This window comes from Williamsia sp. Y844 (genome assembly GCF_056786475.1).
Map to the genome: position 1 here is coordinate 491,056 of NZ_JBXCJB010000001.1, position 16,748 is coordinate 507,803.

A 16,748-nucleotide genomic window follows, 5' to 3' on the forward strand; every position below is an offset into this window, starting at 1 on the left:
CGGTGTGGCGACGCCTGCGCTCAGATCGCTTCGAAGGTCTTCAGCTCTGCGTCTTCGGTCCAGTGGTTCCAGAGATTGTCGGCCAGATCTCGATATGCCTGCGCGCCCTTGCTCTTTCGGCCGGCAAGCAGACTGACGCCCGAAGCCGATGCCTCCGCGAAACGGACCGTGCGTGGTATCGGCGGTGCCAGAACGGGCAGATCGTAGCGGTCCGCGACGTCGGCGATGACGTCGCGACTGTGCGTGGTTCGGGCGTCGTAGAGGGTGGGCAGGGCGCCGAGCAACTTCAGGTCGGGGTTGGTGATCTGCTGCACCTCCGTGACCGTGCGCAGCAACTGCCCCACCCCCCGGTGGGCCAGCGTCTCGCACTGCAACGGCACGATCACCTCGTCAGCGGCGGTCAGCCCGTTGAGCGTGAGAACCCCGAGCGAGGGCGGGCAGTCGATGATGATGACGTCGTAGTCTTCTTCAACAGTCTTGAGAGCGCGTTTGAGCGCGTACTCGCGGCCCGGGCGCATGAGCAGCAACGCTTCGGCGCCCGCGAGGTCGATGGTGGCCGGAAGCAGTGTCACATTGTCATCGGTGTCGAGCAGGACTTCGGCGAGGGTCCCCTCCCCCAGCAGTACATCGTGTATCGAGATCGTCAGCTTGTCCGGGTCGTGACCCATCGAAAAGGTAAGGCAGCCTTGCGGATCGAGATCCACAACCAGAACCGACAACCCCTTGGCTGCCAACGCCGCGCCCAGCGAGACGACCGTCGTCGTCTTCGCGACGCCCCCCTTTTGATTGGCCACCGCAAGAACTTTGCTCATTGCTGACTCCCTCCAAGTCGAGCATGCCGAACGCTCTACCGCAGTTTGCTTTCCTTGACCCTATGCGCAGGCAGTGCAGAATGTCTGGGGTGAGCACCATGAACTCGGCAATCCACCGATTGATTCTCATCCGTCACGGCGAAACCGAGTGGTCGAAGGTGGGAAAACACACCGGAACCAGCGACATCCCGCTGACGCCTTTCGGTGAGAAGCAGGCGGCGAGCCTGCGCAAACCGCTCGACGACCTACTGCTGACCGACCCCCTGGTGCTGTCGTCGCCGCGAATACGGGCCATCCACACCGCCGAACTGGCCGGATTGCGCATCTCGCACACCGACGAGAAGTTCTCCGAATGGGACTACGGCATCTACGAGGGCCTGACCACACCGCAGATCCGGGAGACCGAGCCGGGCTGGACGGTGTGGTCCCGCGGCGGGCACGGCGGTGAATCACCCGAGCAGATGAGCGACCGGATGGATGCGGTGATCGCCGATCTCCTCGATGATCTGCTCACCCGATCGGTTGTCCTCATCGGGCACGGGCACCTGTCGAGGGCGTTGCTGGCCCGCTGGATCGGCGCACCCGTACATTTCGGCGCCCACTTTGCGATGTTGCCCGCCTCGATCGCCGTCCTCGGTTTCGACGGCGAGACCCGGCAGATCCAATCTCTGGGCGTCACCGGATATCGCAGCGCCGACTACGTCGACGCCGGCCGACCGGCACATGTACGCACGGGGCACTGATACCGGCGCCGACTCCGCGTCCTGGGTTACGAGATCGGCGCTGCGGCCGAAGCCAGGAGATCCTCGGCGACGACATCCCAATCGGTGTCGTGGCCAGATCTTCGGCGGCCCCGGTGCTTCAGCGACGCTTTTTCTTGCGCCGCTCGAAGGTCTTCGCAACGGGCCTGGGTTCGACGTCCGCTTCGTCTTCGTCACCCGGGTTGATCGCATAGGCCTGCGCAAACCACTTCATCGAACTCGGGCTGAACAGGAAGTACAGTGCGATCACAAGAATGACCAGCACCGGCGTACCGATGATCGGAAGCTCACTGTCCGTTATCAAGGCATATGCCACAGGCACGAGCAGCACCTGGGTCATCACCGCGATCGCCCGGCCCCAGCGGCGACCGGTCAGCAGAGCGATGCCGCCGGCCATGACACCACCGCCGAGGATCGCGAACCAGGCCGCGGTGCCGTAGCCGCTGATGTAGTCGCCGTCTTCATGACCCATCAACTCCCGGACAACCATGTAGATCGCGGCCGCGACGCCAAGCGCGCCTTCGAGTGCGACTATCGCGCCGGCTCGACGAACATTGATCGGTGGAGTGGATTCAGACACCTGGCCAGCCTAATGGTCGTTCCGCGCGAGGCGCTGCCAGGTCCTTCCCGGCACCGTGACCGGCTCGAAGGGCCAGATCGACCCTTCTGGCACTAGGCTCAGTTCTCGTGCGCGCGATGCTGATCGTCAATCCCTTTGCCACCTCGACCACCGAGGCCGGCCGGGACGCGCTGCTGCATACCCTCTCCGCATCGCTGCGCCGCCCGGGTGGAGACGGCCAAACAGTCGATGTCCGGGTCGAACACACCACTCACCGCGGTCACGCCGGGGAACTCGCCGCGCTGGCCCGCGCCGAGCGATACGACGTGGTGGTGGTTCACGGCGGTGACGGCAGCGTCAACGAAGTGGTCAACGGGCTGCTCGATCCCCCGTCCGCGCCCGAGAGTGGCAATCCCTCCCCGGCACTGGCGGTGGTCCCCGGCGGCAGCGCCAACGTATTCGCGCGCGCACTGGGTATCGACGCCGATCCGCTCAAGGCCACCGGACAGCTCGTCGAGCTTCTCTCGACCGGGCAGCGCCGCCGAGTCAGCTTGGGGCACACCGACAATAGGTGGTTCCTGTTCAACGCCGGACTCGGTGTCGATGCCCGGGTGGTGAAGTCCATCGAGGAGCAGCGCAGCGCTGGACGGCGTGCGACCTCCACCCGTTACCTGTGGACCGCGGTGCGGACGTTCATCGGTGCAGCACGGAGCAAGCCCACGTTGACCGTCACCATCCCCGACGCCACGCCCCTCGAGGGCGCCCATTTCGCCTTCATCTCGAACTCCAGCCCCTGGACATATCTCGGTACCCGGCCGATCGAAACCAATCCGGACACCAGTTTCGATGGCCGACTCGGCGTATTCGCCTCGACGTCGATGGCCCCGATCCGTAATCTGCCCTTGGTCCGTCAATTGCTGTCGGCGAAGGCAAGACCGCACGCCAAGCACCTATTGCGCGCCGACGATGTCGAATATGTCGAGATTCACAGCTCCGAACCCATCGACATGCAGATGGATGGCGAATACCTTGGCACCCGGACGGCGCTGAGGTTTGGCTGCCGTCCAGCGGTGCTAGAGGTTATATCTCCCAAATCGTGAAGTTACGATCCTACGAAGTAAGAGAGATCCAGGTCACATCTACATTCGTATGTGATTCTCAGGATAAGTTCGCCGCACAGTAGTACAACGGTGTAAGGGCATATAGAGGCACCCCCTACACAGTGATGTTGCCCACGTGTTAAGGGAACATCATTGACATCATCTGGATTCGTGAAAGTATTCACAAGCAACAGTGCGGAAACAAAACCTACGCACAAATGAACAGACGGTTACGAGCGGCGCATAGAAGCGCCTGAAGGAGCAGTGGGATGGACTGGCGTCACAACGCAATTTGTCGCGACGAGGATCCGGAGCTGTTTTTCCCGGTGGGAAACAGTGGACCGGCCATCGCGCAAATTGCTGATGCGAAGCTCGTCTGCAACCGCTGCCCGGTTACAGCAGATTGCCTCACGTGGGCTCTGGAGTCGGGACAGGATGCAGGCGTCTGGGGCGGAATGAGCGAAGACGAGCGGCGCGCACTGAAGCGGCGTAATGCCCGCAGCCGCACTCGCAGCTCGGTCTAGACCCCAGAAATCTGGGTGGTCGCGGCCAAGCGACCACCTCGACGACAAACCAACCCGGTGGCATCAAGCCACCGGGTTTGTGTTGTCTATGGGCACGGGGTGTCACAGGTCACGAATTCTGATGCGGTACAGGTCATTTCGACGAAGCATCCGAGGCTGACCCGTGTTCCGTCACAAACAGTTCGGCGCACCCACCACGCAGAATCCGTTCTCCCGCCGGATCTTTCAACCCAGGGGAACGGTGAGGATCGCGTCGGTGCCACCGGTGGCACCCGGGCGCAGTTCGAGTTCACCGGCCAGCTCGATCCGCACCAACGTGTGAACGATCTGCAGGCCCAGCCGATCGGATTGCCGCGGATCGAAGTCCGGGTCGATGCCGACTCCGTTGTCCTGCACGGTGATCACGAGTTCCCTTGTGCTCCTGAATGTGTCGATCAACACTCGACCTGATTGTTCTGGCGCAAAGCCGTGTTCGACGGCGTTCTGGATCAATTCGGTGAGCACCATCACCACCGGCATCGCCAGATCAGACTTGAGCACACCGATTTTGCCGATTCGTCGCACGGTGACCGCAGTGCCACCTGATGCCACGTCGGCCATCACGGGCACCAACTGGTCGATGACCACGTCGAGATCGACTTCCTCATCCACACTGCCCGAAAGCAGTTCGTGCACAAGGGCGATGGCTGCAACCCGCCTGACCGCCTCCCCCAAGGCCTGTCGGGCTTCATCATTGGTGGTGCGCCGCGCCTGCAGACGCAGCAGCGCGGACACACTCTGCAGATTGTTCTTGACGCGATGGTGGATCTCGCGGATCGTGGCGTCCTTGCTGATCAATGCGAGGTCGCGACGCTTCACCTCGGTGACGTCGCGCACCAGGATCACGGCTCCGACGAGTTCACCACGCGGTCGCAGGGGTACCGCCCGGATCAGGACGGTCGCGCGGCGGGCATCGGCCTCGATCCGCATCCCCGTTTCACCCTCGACCGCCGCCCGCAACATGGCGGCGGCTTCCTCGGACTCGAACGGATCGCTGAGCAGACTGACCGTCACCTCGGCGAGGTCGTTGCCGCTGAGCTCGGACGTCCAGCCCATGCGGTGATACGCCGACAGCGCGTTGGGGCTGGCGTATTGCACAACCCCACGCTCATCGACCCGGATGAAACCGTCGCCGGCCCGAGGTGTCGACAGTCCCCTCGGGTTGCCCTCGTTCTGAGGAAACGTCCCTTCGGACACCATCTGACACAGGTCGTACGCGCAGTCCTGGTAGGCGAGTTCCAGAGGGGACGGCATCCGCGGCTGGGTCAGATTGATCGCGCGAGCGAGGACCGCGACCACCGCACCCTCGAAACGAACGGGTACGGCTTCACGCCTGATCGCCACGGAACCGACCCACGTCGGATCTTCTTCGCGAAGGATTCGGCCATGCCCGAGGGATCCGAAGACCTGCGGGTTGTCTGCCTCTGAGATCAACGTGCCCACGCCATCGGCGGGGAAGACTGTAGGTGCGGTGTTGGGTCGACATTGGGCCACACAAACCATCTGGGGACCGGGAACGCCGGGCTCTCCATCAGCCGCATGCTGCGACAACACCCACATCTGGAAATCTGCGAACGACAGGTCGGCAAGCAATTGCCATTCGGCCACCACACGTTGCAGGTGTCCGCCTGCGGAGCCGGACAGTTCTGTGTGTTCCGCGAGCAACTCCGAAAGAGTCGACATCAGTGCCGAGCCCGTCTATCCGCCAAATGTCCCAGCGTCAGTTGTCGATGACCGCGATGAGGTCACCGGCCTGGATCACGTCTCCGACCTTGACCTTGACCACTGTGATCGTGCCTGCTTCTTCGGCCAGCACCGGGATCTCCATCTTCATGGACTCCAGCAAGACGAGCGTGTCACCGACTTCAACGGTCTGACCGGTACTGACAACCACCTCGAGAACGCTTGCAACGATTTCCGCCACAACTTCTTCTGCCATCGCCATCCTCCAGGTGTTCGGTTACGCCGGGTATCAACCTAGCGCAGCACCTTGCGCCCGGGCGATTCTGATCAACCGCCACACTCGTGTCACAATGGAGCGCTGTCGAAAGGAGACTGCCATGGGAAAGCGTGGACGCAAGAAGCGGGCTCGCAAGAAGAATGCGGCCAACCACGGCAAGCGCCCCAACGCCTGAGCGTTGAGGCCCTTACCGGGTTTGGATCCCTGGCAGATTCGTAAGTGAGGTTCTATCCCCGCGTTTCGCGGACGATGACCGTCTTTCGAATCTCCAGGGTCAACCGTTCCCGCAGTCCTTTGGGCGCCTGATCTCCGCCGCATTTGCGGCTCACCAGGGACTTCAATTGCTGCTCGATGCCGTAGTGCTCGAGGCACGGCGTGCAACCATCCAGATGTGACTGCAAGCGAGCTCGCGCATGCTGGTCACACTCGTTGTCAAGCAACAGCCAGACATCGGCGATAACCGCCGAGCAGTCGAGCTGCTGGGCCTCATCAAATTCTTGTTCGGCGTTCGACCCGCCGGCTACTTCTCCGGTACTCATCCGGCGACCTCCTGTTTGTGGCCGGATTGGCCATCGGCCGACCGGCCGGAAGTTCCTCTGTTGAATCCACGCTCGCGAGCCACGTCGCCGAGCAGTTCTCGCAGCTGTTTGCGGCCACGATGCAGTCGCGACATCACGGTCCCGATCGGGGTGTCCATGATCTGGGCGATTTCCTTGTACGGCAATCCCTCGACGTCCGCGTAGTAGACCGCCATCCGGAAATCTTCGGGGAGCGCCTGTAGCGCCGCCTTGATCTCGTCGTCGGGCAGTGCGTCGAGCGCCTCGATCTCCGCGGATCGCAGACCCTGCGACGTGTGCTCGGCCGTGGCGGCCAGCTGCCAGTCGGTGATCTCATCAGTCGGATACTGCGCAGGTTGACGCTGCTTCTTGCGGTACCCGTTGATGTAGGTGTTGGTCAGAATCCGGTAGAGCCACGCCTTGAGATTGGTCCCCTCCTTGAACGACTGGAAGGCCGAGAAAGCCTTCACATACGTCTCCTGGACGAGATCCTCGGCATCGGCTGGGTTCCGCGTCATCCGTAGTGCACCGCCATACAACTGATCGAGCAACGGCAATGCATCACGCTCGAACCGCGCATAACGTTCTTCCGATGTCTCTGGGTTGACTTCGGGTGTTTCGGCTTCGGTCACGACAATCCCTTCGAGACCTGCGGGAAAATCAGGTCTGTCGAGCAAGCCTACCGACCCGGGCTGCTGCGAGTTGCTGTACACACCACACCTCCTTCAGCTGAAGTCAACAACGACTCGGAGCGACTTGTTCCAGACCGCATCTCATTTTGCCCACCATGGGCCGATGCTTGCCATCGATCACCCCGGTCTGATCTGAGAGAATCGACAGCCATGGCAGCGACCGCGGCGATCAGCGCTCTCGAAAAGGCCGGGGTACGGCATCAGGTCCACAAATACGAGACCCGATCCGATGGCGACTGGGGTCCCGAAGCCGCCGAACACCTGCGGATATCGATCGGCGCCGAGCCCGAGCAGATCTTCAAGACGCTGGTGATCGACGTCGGTGGCACATTGGCGGTGGCGGTCATCCCGGTACCCGAGCGGCTCTCCCCCAAAGCCGCGGCGAGCGCGCTGGGACTGAGCGGAAAGGCCGTCATGGCCGACCCGGCGGCGGTGGTGCGGGTCACCGGTTATGTCCTCGGCGGGGTTTCTCCGGTCGGGCAGAAGAAACCGCTGCCGACGGTCATCGACGAAACCGTCGACCTGTGGGATTCGGTGTTCTGTAGCGGCGGCAAACGGGGACTGGAGATCGAACTCGCCCCGGCCGACCTGGTCGCCGTCACCGGCGCGGTGGTCGCGGACGTCCTCTCCTGAGGGCGGCGCCTTTAGGACTGCTCTTGCCTGCGACGGTCGTAGCCTTCGCGGGCTCCGAAGACCTCGTCCATGTGTGTCTCGGCCCAGTCCTTCACCCCACGCACCAGCTCTCGGAGCGAAAGACCCAGCGGTGTCAGCGAATAGTCAACTCGCACTGGAACACTCACCGTCACCTCCCGCGTGACGAGTCCATCGCGTTCAAGGACGATGTCGATGAACTGCACCACCACGGTGCCACCACCGTGGCGACCGCCGTCGCCGATCTGGCCGGCATGCGCTTCGATGCCGTCTTCGACCCGGCCGGGGTCGGTGCCCGGCCGCTGGCTGCTCCGGGCCTGATCCTCAGAGCCACGCCAGCTGACGCAGACGCACCCAGTCGATCGGGCGCTTGGGTGGCCTGACGCCGGGGCGGTTCCTTGGCACGCGAACCCGCAGGGCCTGCGGACTGATCGTGCACCGCACCGGGGTCGAGAGGATGAGCGCCTCCCCGTCGACCCCGACCGGGATCTGCGGCTGGTCGGCGTCGACGACCACTTCGGACCCGGTGTGCTGCGTCAGACCGTGTTGCCGCGTCCGGCGCAGCAGACCCACCGCCTGCAGGGTGCTGCTCACCGACACCACGACGATCCCGAGGGTGCCGGTGTCCAGGCGGGGCCTGCGGCCGAGGCCGGCCAGATCGTGAATCTCGTAGGCGCCGTTGCTGACCAGGACGGCCTGCGGCTCGGTGATGGTCACATCGTCCGTACGGACGAGCAGACGTGGACCGCGGGAGCCGGAGATCAGATCCGGGAGCATCGCCAGCATCGTGCCGGTCTTGTCATCGCGATATGCCGGGCTCTGCACCACCTCGGCATAAGCACCGAAGGACGCGTTGTTGACGAATGTTCTGCCGTTGACCGAGCCGAGGTCGACCCTGACCTCCACCCCATCGGTGAGCGCCTCGAGGCAGGTGGACGGATCGTCGCGGTCCAGGCCGAGGTCGAGCGCGAAGTGGTTGCGGGTTCCGGCGCTGATCACCAGGAACGGCAGGTCGTGTTCGGCCGCGATGCCGGCCACCAACGCCTGGGTGCCATCACCGCCTGCCACCCCGAGCAGGTCGGCGCCGCGCTCGACCGCCTGCCGGGTCAGTGCCGCGATGTCGACCATTTCGGGACCGTCGAGCATGGCCACCTCGACACCCAATGCCTGCGCACGCCTTTGCAATTCGAACTTCTCCACTTTTCCGCCACCCGACCGCGGATTCATCACCACAAACGGATGCTTCGGCGGCGGGACATCACGCTCGGGCATCTTCCAGTCGTCACGGTCGCGGACCAGCGCGGCGCGGGCACAGCCGCCGGCCAGCAGCGCGAGGGCCAGCACCACCAGCACCACCCACAGAAGATGTTCGCTGATGAGGAAGATCAGCAACACGATCGGGATCACGACCGAAATCGCAAGCGCCAGCCACCGGATCCGGCCGCGTACGGCGAGGAACCAGAAGACCGCGGCAAGGCCGATCACCAGCGCACCCACCGTCGCCATGAACACGATCAGGGTCTTGAAGCCGGCGAACACAACCAGCACGACCGCCGCGGCGACCACTGCCGCCAGGGCAGCCCGCGCCAGCCACTGCTCACGAAGGGTCTCGGCATCGACCTTCGGCTCCGGCTTCTCGTGTTCGTGTGCCATTGCGCCCCGTTCAGTTGGGTGTTCGTGGGTATTTCGCCTCGTACTCGCTTTTGGTGATCTCTTGTCGGGCACGACGTTTGCCCCCGATCAGATCTCCGTCGATGCCGTTGGTGGTCAGCAGGTGTCTGCGATAGATGCTCATCAACGCGATCTCGAAGTACACCAGCGGAATGAGCAACAGCGCAATCATTCCGAGGCGATACATCACCGGTCCTGGCACAAACGAGAAGGCGATGAAGATCGGCAGGAACGGCAAGACCCCGCGGATGATGTAGCGGCGCATACATCCCGGACCGGTGACGTCCCGGATCACCCAGTCCCGCATCGAGGCAGGCAGTGGTCGGCCGAGTAGGTACTTGATCACCTGGATTGGGTTGGGACGGACCTTGTCGCCGCTCACACCGGCTCGATGAGATCGGCGCGGTTGTTGCGAACGCTGTTGACATCGGTCGACACCCGATACGGCACCAGTACAGGCTCCGGAAGGGCTTCGAGCAGATCCTTTGCCACCGAGGGCTTTCCGCTCGTGCAGTCGAGCCAGTCGTCACGCAGATCCGGTGTGACGATCACCGGGGTGCGGTCGTGTATGTGGCCGAGCGCGTCGGTTGCCGGACGGGTGATCACCGTGGTGGTCCACAGCCAGCGATCCGGATCATCCTTCGCCTTGCCCGGGTCGGGCCACAGTTCGTAGAGGCCGGCGAATCCCAGAATCGGGGTGTCGGGATCGTGCAGAAAGTAGGGCAACTTCTTTCCTTCCGGGTCCTTCGTCCATTCGAAGAAACCGGCAGCAGGAAGGATGCACCGGCGCCGGGCCGCGGCCGCCTTGAAGGAAGGCTTCTCGGTCAGCGTCTCCGAGCGTGCGTTGATCATCCGGCTGCCGATCCCCGGATCTTTCGCCCAACTCGGAACGAGCCCCCATCGCAGCGCGCGCAACGCTCGGATGACCTCGGGCTCGGCGTCTTCTTGGCTGTCGGGATCGGGGCGCGATGGCCGTTCCAGGATCACCGGCACCGATTGGGTGGGTGCAACGTTGTAGGAAGCGCTCTCGAGTTTGCTTGCGTCGTCCTCCGCCAACGCGGCATCAAATGCCGCAACCAGATCCGAAGTACTCGCCGTTGTTGCATATCGCCCACACATGGCGGTCATTATCCACCCAACCGGCCAGGAGCCACATGAATCGAACCCGCCCCCGGTGGTCACCAGGGGCGGTACGCATCGTTCGAGCTTGTCGGGGTCGATGACTATTGCGCCGCAGCGTCTTGCACAACCGCGATCTGCTTGTTGAGCAAATCGACCAGGAATGCCTCGTCCGAGTTGTTCCAGCTCGCGGCATTCTCACCGGTGAGGGTGATCTGAACGCTCACCGTGGTGCCATCGACGTAAGCACCGGTGGAACGAATCGTGATCGGAACAGTCTGATCACCCACCGTTGCCGTACCCGTACTGATGATGGTTTTGGCCGGAACCGTCGAACCTTCGACGTCCTCCACCGAGTTCTCCATCTCGGCAACAAGCTCGGTGCCGTCGTCGAGCGGGCCCCGCATGGTCATGGCCGGGCAGGCATCGACCTGACTCGCGACGGTCTCGAGGTCGCTGGTCTCGCCCAGGATCACCTGGGTCTCGATGGAGGTGCCGTCTTCCATGTCGAAGTCGACCCGAGCGCGGTCGTAGTCGTCGGTGCCGTCTTCTTCCTCGACGATCGCGGCACAATTGGCCGGTGTGACCTCGGGGTCGCTCGACTTGTCCGCGTCGATGGCGGCCTTGTCGAGGACGACGTACTCGCCGGTGCCCGGGAAGTCCGATTCGGGCAGCATCAGATCTTCGACGCGGACGTCGAGCTGCGCCGCTGTGGCTTCCGCAGAGGTCGACTCCGCGGCACTCGTGGTGGAGTCGGCGCTGTCGTTCGAGTCATCCGAACAGGCCGACAATGTCAAAAGCGCTGCCGCGCAGAGCGCAACGACTGCTCCGCTGCGTGAAAGTCTCATGTTCATGGATCGAACATAGCGACCAAAAAGGCCCCCCGACACCTGTTGTCCGTTAATTGACCGACCGCAGGATCGGCCTGGATCCAGTCCAGGTGAACAGGGGAAACAGCGGGTCGCGAGCAACATGAAAGACTGTCTGGGTGACTGCATGGAACGCACCGTTCGCGCCCGACCCGTTACAGGCGACGGTGACGCTGCCCGGGAGCAAGTCGATCACCAACCGCGCACTGGTCCTCGCAGCCCAGGCCGACGGGCCGTCCACCCTGTCCGGAACGCTCCGCAGCCGCGACACCGACCTGATGCTCGAGGCACTTTCCGCCCTCGGGGTCGCTGTCGAGGCCGCCTCGGACGACCCGACAACGGTGACCATCACACCGGCACCGATGCATTCGGCGACCATCGACTGCGGTCTGGCCGGAACTGTCATGCGCTTCGTGCCGCCGATGGCCGCATCAGCCAGTGGGCCAGTACATTTCGACGGTGATGAGCAGGCCCGGTCGCGGCCGCTTCACACCATTCTCGATGCGCTGCGCGACCTCGGCGTCCGGGTCGACGGCAACGCGCTGCCGTTCACCGTCGAAGCCACCGGATCAGTACGCGGCGGAGCCGTCACCATCGATGCGTCGGCTTCCTCACAATTCGTCTCCGGGCTCCTCCTGGCCGGTGCCGGCTTCACCGAAGGCATCACGATCACCCATTCGGGCAAACCCGTCCCGTCGATGCCCCACATCGAGATGACCATCGAGATGCTCGCGGCAGCCGGCGTTGTCGTGGACACCTCGGTCCCCGACCGCTGGCACATCGATCCGGCACCGGTTCACGCGGTGGACTGGCAGATCGAACCCGACCTGTCGAACGCGGCGGCTTTCCTCGCCGCCGCTGCGGTGACCGGCGGAAGCGTCAGCGTCCCACGGTGGCCGAGCGTCACCACGCAGCCAGGAGCCGCGATCGTCGGCATTCTCGAGGCGATGGGCGCTCGCGCCGACCTGACCAACGGGCTGCTCACCGTCACCGGACCCCAAGCGCTGCAAGGTATCACCTGGGATATGAGCGCCATCGGAGAGTTGACCCCGACGGTTGCCGCGATGTGCGCACTGGCCGAGGGCACCTCGACACTGTCCGGTGTGGCACACCTTCGCGGACACGAAACCGACCGTCTTCATGCGCTGCGCACCGAGATCAATCGCCTCGGCGGGGCCTGCCGGGAAACCGACGACGGGCTGATCATCGAGCCGGCACCATTGCACGGCGGCCTCTGGCAGTCGTACGCAGATCACCGGATGGCAACCGCGGGAGCGTTGATCGGGCTGGTCACCAAGGATGTCGATGTCGACGACATCGAGACCACGGCCAAAACCCTGCCCGACTTTCCGGCTATGTGGGCAAGGATGATCAGCGCTTGAGCAAACGGGAGTACGACGAAACCGATGTCCGGGTGCGCCCGGGCCGGAGCAGTCGACCACGCACCAAAACCCGGCCCACCCACGACGACGCGGCCACCGCGATGGTGGTCTCCGTCGACCGGGGCCGTTGGGGTTGTGTACTCCAGGACAACCAGGACATCCGCGTTGTCTGCATGCGGGCCCGTGAACTCGGCCGGACCCCGATCGTCGTCGGCGACGATGTGTCGGTCGTCGGTGACCTGTCGGGTAAACCGGACACCCTGGCCCGGATCGTTCGGGTCGCGCCCCGGCGAACCGTGTTGCGGCGCACTGCAGATGACACCGACCCGTACGAACGGATCGTGGTGGCCAACGCCGATCAACTGCTGATCGTCACAGCCCTGGCCGATCCGCCGCCGCGCACCGGATTTGTCGAACGCGCCTTGGCCGCAGCCTATGTCGGCGGACTGCAACCGGTCCTATGTCTGACGAAGAGCGACCTGGCCGACCCGGAATCATTCCGCTCATCGTTTGCCGACCTGGATCTACCGGTACTCCTCGCCGGTCGTGACGACCCCCTGGAGCCGGCGCAAAAACTCCTCGCGGGCAAGGTCACCGCACTCATCGGCCACAGCGGCGTCGGCAAGTCGACCTTGGTGAATCGTCTTGTGCCCGACGCCTATCGGGCCACGGCAGTGGTGTCCGGTGTCGGCAAGGGACGGCACACGTCCACCCAGTCGGTGGTCCTGCCACTACCCGGTGGCGGGTGGGTGGTGGACACCCCCGGCATCAGATCGTTCGGCCTGGCGCACATCGGTCCCGAAGACGTGATCAAGGCGTTCGACGATCTCAGCGAGACCATCAAGGACTGTCCACGCGGTTGCACCCACCTCGGACCGCCTGCCGATCCCGAGTGCGCCCTCGACTCCCTGACCGGCCAGCACCATCGACGGGCCATGGCCGTACGCGAACTCATCGCCGCGCTCAGCGTCGCCAATCACTGGGACTAACCGGCAACCCGGAATCACCTGGTGCGCAAGGTCTTTCGACGCGCTTTGACCTCGGCGATCGCGGTCTTCAAGCCCTCACGCTTGCCTTCGCCCGCCGCCACGATCCGCTTTCCGCGGTCGGCCGCGGCCGCCCGCAGACCGGCGAACTTCTTTTCCGAGGCCGTTTCCGGTGCGTCATCGGCAGTGGCGGTCAGGTACTTGTCCGGCAACGACAGCTTCGCGATCGTCCGGAATGTCTGCCAGTACTGCACCAGGATCGGACCCGTGGTGTACGGCAGGTCGTACTTCTCGCACAACTGCCGAACCCGGACCGAGATGTCGGCGTACCGGTTGGACGGCAGGTCGGGAAAGAGGTGGTGCTCGATCTGGTAGCAGAGGTTGCCACTCATGAACGCCATCGGACGCCCGGCGTTGAAATTCGCTGATCCGAGCATCTGACGCAGGTACCACTGCCCCTGCGTCTCATCGGCAATCGACTCCTCGGTGAACTTCTCTGCACCATCGGGGAAATGGCCGCAGAAGATCACCAGGTAGGCCCAGACGTTGCGGACCAGATTGGCGGTCAGGTTGGCGGTCAGCGTCTTTCGCGCCGCCTTGCCCGACAGCAACGGGAAGATCACAAAATCCTTGGCCATCTGCCGGATGATCTTCTTACCGAAGTCCTTGATCTGGGGAACCGCGATCTCCGCCGGCTTCTTACCCTCCAGATAGTCCTTCAGCTCGATATCATGCAGCCCGATCCCCCACTCGAAGGTCGCGGCCAAGAACAGGTTCGCCACAACCTGATAGGAGTGCTTCGGCTGCCATTCCTCGTCGCGGGTGACCCGCAGCAGTTGGTAGCCGATGTCGTGATCCATGTCCATCACGTTGGTGTACTTGTGATGAATGTAGTTGTGGGAGTGCTTCCAGTGGCCCGAATAACACACCATGTCCCATTCCCAGGACGTGGAGTGGACCTCGGGATCATTCATCCAATCCCACTGGCCATGCATGATGTTGTGGCCGAGTTCCATGTTCTCGATGATCTTTGCCGCCGAGAGAAGCGCCGTGCCCGACCACCAGAAGAACCGGTTGCGGCTGCCCAGCAACGCAATCCGGCCACTGACCTCGAGGACACGCTGAGCCAGGATGGTGCGTCGAAGATAGGTGGCATCGCGTAGTCCGCGGTCGGATTCGATCTCTCGGCGCAGCGCATCGAGCTCAGCGCCCAGTGCTTCCACATCCGACTCGGTCAGATGCGTGTATTCGTTGATATCAGTGATTGCCATCGCGCCTGGTAACTCCTTGGTGGCGTTGATCCTCGGGCCGGGTGAGCGCTGAGCTCACGGCCAACCGCCATTGTTGTCCTTCTCCAGAGTACGGTGTTCGGGCGTCGGAAGCCGATCAGGCAGCCCGTGCCCGCGCATCTTTCGACTGGCGCTGACCGCCGAGTGTTGCCACAGATGAACGCCGCCGACGAAGTTTGCCGATCGCGGTGCGCAGACCTTTCCGACGACCGGTGGCCGGATCAACCGTCGTGGCAAGCCGCTGCTCGGGATCGGACTTGAAGCGTCGCTCCGATGCCGTCTCGGGGGCGTCGTCGACGGTTCCCTTCAGGTACTTGTTCGGCAGCGACAACTTCGCGATTGTCCGCCAGGACTTCGCGTACTGCAGGAGGAACGGCCCGGTGGTGTACGGCAGGTCGTATTTGTCGCACAGGGCGCGGACGCGGACGGCGATCTCTGCGTACCGATTGGATGGCAGGTCGGGAAACAGGTGGTGCTCGATCTGGTAGCTGAGGTTGCCGCTCATGAACGCCAGCGGCTTGCCGCAGTTGAAGTTCGCGCTGCCCAGCATCTGCCGCAGGTACCAGTGGGCCTGTGACTCGTCTTCGAGATCCTGCTTCGTGAACTTTTCGGCCCCATCGGGGAAATGTCCACAGAAGATGACCGCGTTGGTCCAGATGTTGCGAATCGTGTTGGCTGCAAACGTCGCGGTGATCGCCCGGGCCCAGCTCGTGCGCGAACGCGTCACCGCACCGACGAGCGCCGGGTACACCACATAATCCTTGCCGACCTGCCTGCCGACCTTGATACCGACGTCGCGCAGATCCTTCTTGAAGGCGTCCTTGTTCGGATGCTTACCCGCGGCCGCACGTCCGAGCTCCAGGTGCTGCACCGCAACGCCGTACTGGAAGAACAGCATCAGCAGGGTGTTGTAGGCGATGTTGCCGAGATTGAAGGGCTTCCAGCGCTGATCGCGCGTCACCCGGATCAGGCCGTAGCCCACGTCGTCATCCATACCGAGCACGTTGGTGTACTTGTGATGGATGTAGTTGTGGGTGTGCTTCCAGTGCGCGGATGGACCGGTGTTGTCCCATTCCCATCCGGTGGAGTGCACCTCGGGATCGTTCATCCAATCCCACTGTCCGTGCATCACATTGTGGCCGAGCTCCATGTTCTCGACGATCTTGGAGACACCGAGCACTCCGGCACCGAGCGCCCAGACCTTTCGGTTGGCGGCGCCGAACAGCAGCGCACGCCCCGAAAGCTCCAGCCCGCGCTGGAATCGGATGGCGTTGCGAATGTATGTGGCGTCACGTTCACCGCGCTCGTTCTCGATGTCGCGACGGATGGTGTCGAGTTCGCGGCCAAGCGCCTCGACGTCGGCGTCGGTCAGGTGTGCGTACTCCGGGATATCGGTAATTGCCACCGCTTCGAACCTCTCGTCGGGGGTAATAATCCGAGGTCAGTGCTAACGACAACCAACCTACGGACACGTAACTTACGCAATCGTAGGTTACGTCCCGGGAGGTGTCCAGAGGTGGGTGAGACTGATCTCACCTGGCTTCGGATGGGCGGAAAACGGGTCGCCCGGGCTATGCTGATTGGGTACTTCGCGCAAGATGCGCGGAACCGTCGTGGAACTGCTTCCTCGTGACGTGGCCCCCAGGGAAACCCGGACCACACTCATTGCGAGTTGATCAACCCCACTGAGCTATTCACACGGCGATCGTTACTGCCCACCGGCCTGCGGTGTCCGACTTCCGTCGGCCAGCAGATCAGGGCAGTCGCGCCACCCAGC

20 protein-coding genes are annotated in these 16,748 nt (G+C 63.4%); 7 read left to right on the plus strand and 13 right to left on the minus strand.

Translation table 11 applies throughout. The features are described 5' to 3' along the window. Positions 1–20 precede the first annotated feature (20 nt). Entirely contained in the window at positions 21–812 is a 792-nt protein-coding gene (locus AC1TQG_RS02335; protein ID WP_482135336.1) for a ParA family protein, read from the minus strand. Positions 813–910: 98 nt separating this feature from the next. Here AC1TQG_RS02335 and AC1TQG_RS02340 point away from each other — a divergent pair, with 98 nt between their 5' ends. Then, complete coding sequence (locus tag AC1TQG_RS02340) at positions 911–1,555, plus strand: acid phosphatase (protein ID WP_482137236.1); 645 nt, start codon at positions 911–913, stop codon at positions 1,553–1,555. Between the two features lie 118 nt (positions 1,556–1,673). Here AC1TQG_RS02340 and AC1TQG_RS02345 read toward each other — a convergent pair whose 3' ends face one another. Continuing rightward, positions 1,674–2,153 (minus strand): hypothetical protein, encoded by a 480-nt coding sequence (locus AC1TQG_RS02345; RefSeq protein ID WP_482135337.1) that lies wholly within the window; start codon positions 2,151–2,153, stop codon positions 1,674–1,676. Between the two features lie 116 nt (positions 2,154–2,269). Between AC1TQG_RS02345 and AC1TQG_RS02350 the strand changes: the two genes are divergently transcribed. Together AC1TQG_RS02350 and AC1TQG_RS02355 are read left to right on the plus strand one after the other, a co-directional pair. Further along, positions 2,270–3,232 carry a diacylglycerol/lipid kinase family protein gene (locus AC1TQG_RS02350; RefSeq protein WP_482137237.1) on the plus strand — a complete coding sequence of 321 codons (963 nt, stop codon included), beginning with the start codon at positions 2,270–2,272 and terminating at the stop codon, positions 3,230–3,232. 269 nt (positions 3,233–3,501) lie between these two features. Continuing rightward, complete coding sequence (locus AC1TQG_RS02355) at positions 3,502–3,756, plus strand: WhiB family transcriptional regulator (RefSeq protein ID WP_023955875.1); 255 nt, start codon at positions 3,502–3,504, stop codon at positions 3,754–3,756. A 225-nt stretch (positions 3,757–3,981) separates the two neighbouring features. Here the strand turns inward: AC1TQG_RS02355 and AC1TQG_RS02360 are convergent, their stop codons facing one another. After that, on the minus strand, positions 3,982–5,478 hold the full coding sequence (locus AC1TQG_RS02360; RefSeq protein ID WP_482135338.1) for a sensor histidine kinase: 1,497 nt from the start codon (positions 5,476–5,478) through the stop codon (positions 3,982–3,984). A 37-nt stretch (positions 5,479–5,515) separates the two neighbouring features. Beyond that, positions 5,516–5,734 (minus strand): biotin/lipoyl-binding carrier protein, encoded by a 219-nt coding sequence (locus AC1TQG_RS02365; protein WP_482135339.1) that lies wholly within the window; start codon positions 5,732–5,734, stop codon positions 5,516–5,518. A 121-nt stretch (positions 5,735–5,855) separates the two neighbouring features. On the opposite strand from AC1TQG_RS02365, the gene AC1TQG_RS02370 reads away from it, so the two are divergent. After that, entirely contained in the window at positions 5,856–5,930 is a 75-nt protein-coding gene (locus tag AC1TQG_RS02370) for a 50S ribosomal protein bL37 (RefSeq protein WP_369758845.1), read from the plus strand. A 52-nt stretch (positions 5,931–5,982) separates the two neighbouring features. Here the strand turns inward: AC1TQG_RS02370 and rsrA are convergent, their stop codons facing one another. Next, complete coding sequence (rsrA, locus tag AC1TQG_RS02375; protein WP_482135340.1) at positions 5,983–6,294, minus strand: mycothiol system anti-sigma-R factor; 312 nt, start codon at positions 6,292–6,294, stop codon at positions 5,983–5,985. Continuing rightward, positions 6,291–7,025: a sigma-70 family RNA polymerase sigma factor gene (locus tag AC1TQG_RS02380; RefSeq protein WP_482135341.1), complete on the minus strand. Its 735-nt coding sequence runs from the start codon at positions 7,023–7,025 to the stop codon at positions 6,291–6,293. The genes rsrA and AC1TQG_RS02380 overlap by 4 nt, the downstream gene beginning before the upstream one ends. A gap of 129 nt (positions 7,026–7,154) precedes the next feature. Between AC1TQG_RS02380 and AC1TQG_RS02385 the strand changes: the two genes are divergently transcribed. Further along, a complete protein-coding gene (locus AC1TQG_RS02385; protein ID WP_482135342.1) occupies positions 7,155–7,637 on the plus strand; it encodes an aminoacyl-tRNA deacylase in 483 nt (160 codons plus the stop codon). 11 nt (positions 7,638–7,648) lie between these two features. Here the strand turns inward: AC1TQG_RS02385 and AC1TQG_RS02390 are convergent, their stop codons facing one another. The 5 genes from AC1TQG_RS02390 to AC1TQG_RS02410 all read right to left on the minus strand — a co-directional run bounded on the left by AC1TQG_RS02390 (position 7,649) and on the right by AC1TQG_RS02410 (position 11,299). Continuing rightward, a complete protein-coding gene (locus AC1TQG_RS02390; protein ID WP_482135343.1) occupies positions 7,649–7,867 on the minus strand; it encodes a winged helix-turn-helix transcriptional regulator in 219 nt (72 codons plus the stop codon). Between the two features lie 112 nt (positions 7,868–7,979). Beyond that, positions 7,980–9,308 carry a diacylglycerol/lipid kinase family protein gene (locus AC1TQG_RS02395; RefSeq protein ID WP_482135344.1) on the minus strand — a complete coding sequence of 443 codons (1,329 nt, stop codon included), beginning with the start codon at positions 9,306–9,308 and terminating at the stop codon, positions 7,980–7,982. A 10-nt stretch (positions 9,309–9,318) separates the two neighbouring features. Next, a complete protein-coding gene (locus AC1TQG_RS02400) occupies positions 9,319–9,708 on the minus strand; it encodes a DUF5313 family protein (protein WP_482135345.1) in 390 nt (129 codons plus the stop codon). Continuing rightward, positions 9,705–10,445 (minus strand): SOS response-associated peptidase, encoded by a 741-nt coding sequence (locus AC1TQG_RS02405; RefSeq protein WP_482135346.1) that lies wholly within the window; start codon positions 10,443–10,445, stop codon positions 9,705–9,707. Before AC1TQG_RS02405 ends, AC1TQG_RS02400 begins: the two co-directional genes overlap by 4 nt. Before the next feature lie 104 nt (positions 10,446–10,549). After that, positions 10,550–11,299: a hypothetical protein gene (locus AC1TQG_RS02410; protein ID WP_482135347.1), complete on the minus strand. Its 750-nt coding sequence runs from the start codon at positions 11,297–11,299 to the stop codon at positions 10,550–10,552. A 134-nt stretch (positions 11,300–11,433) separates the two neighbouring features. Here AC1TQG_RS02410 and aroA point away from each other — a divergent pair, with 134 nt between their 5' ends. Together aroA and rsgA are read left to right on the plus strand one after the other, a co-directional pair. Continuing rightward, a complete protein-coding gene (gene aroA, locus AC1TQG_RS02415; RefSeq protein ID WP_482135348.1) occupies positions 11,434–12,696 on the plus strand; it encodes a 3-phosphoshikimate 1-carboxyvinyltransferase in 1,263 nt (420 codons plus the stop codon). Then, positions 12,693–13,685, plus strand: a complete 993-nt coding sequence (gene rsgA / locus AC1TQG_RS02420) for a ribosome small subunit-dependent GTPase A (RefSeq protein WP_482135349.1) — start codon at positions 12,693–12,695, stop codon at positions 13,683–13,685. The genes aroA and rsgA overlap by 4 nt, the downstream gene beginning before the upstream one ends. 14 nt (positions 13,686–13,699) lie before the next feature. Here the strand turns inward: rsgA and AC1TQG_RS02425 are convergent, their stop codons facing one another. Next, the gene (locus AC1TQG_RS02425) at positions 13,700–14,953 is read right to left on the minus strand and encodes a fatty acid desaturase family protein (RefSeq protein ID WP_482135350.1); all 1,254 of its coding nucleotides are present in this window, start codon (positions 14,951–14,953) and stop codon (positions 13,700–13,702) included. Positions 14,954–15,068: 115 nt separating this feature from the next. Next, positions 15,069–16,376: a fatty acid desaturase family protein gene (locus AC1TQG_RS02430; protein WP_482135351.1), complete on the minus strand. Its 1,308-nt coding sequence runs from the start codon at positions 16,374–16,376 to the stop codon at positions 15,069–15,071. Positions 16,377–16,748 lie beyond the last annotated feature (372 nt).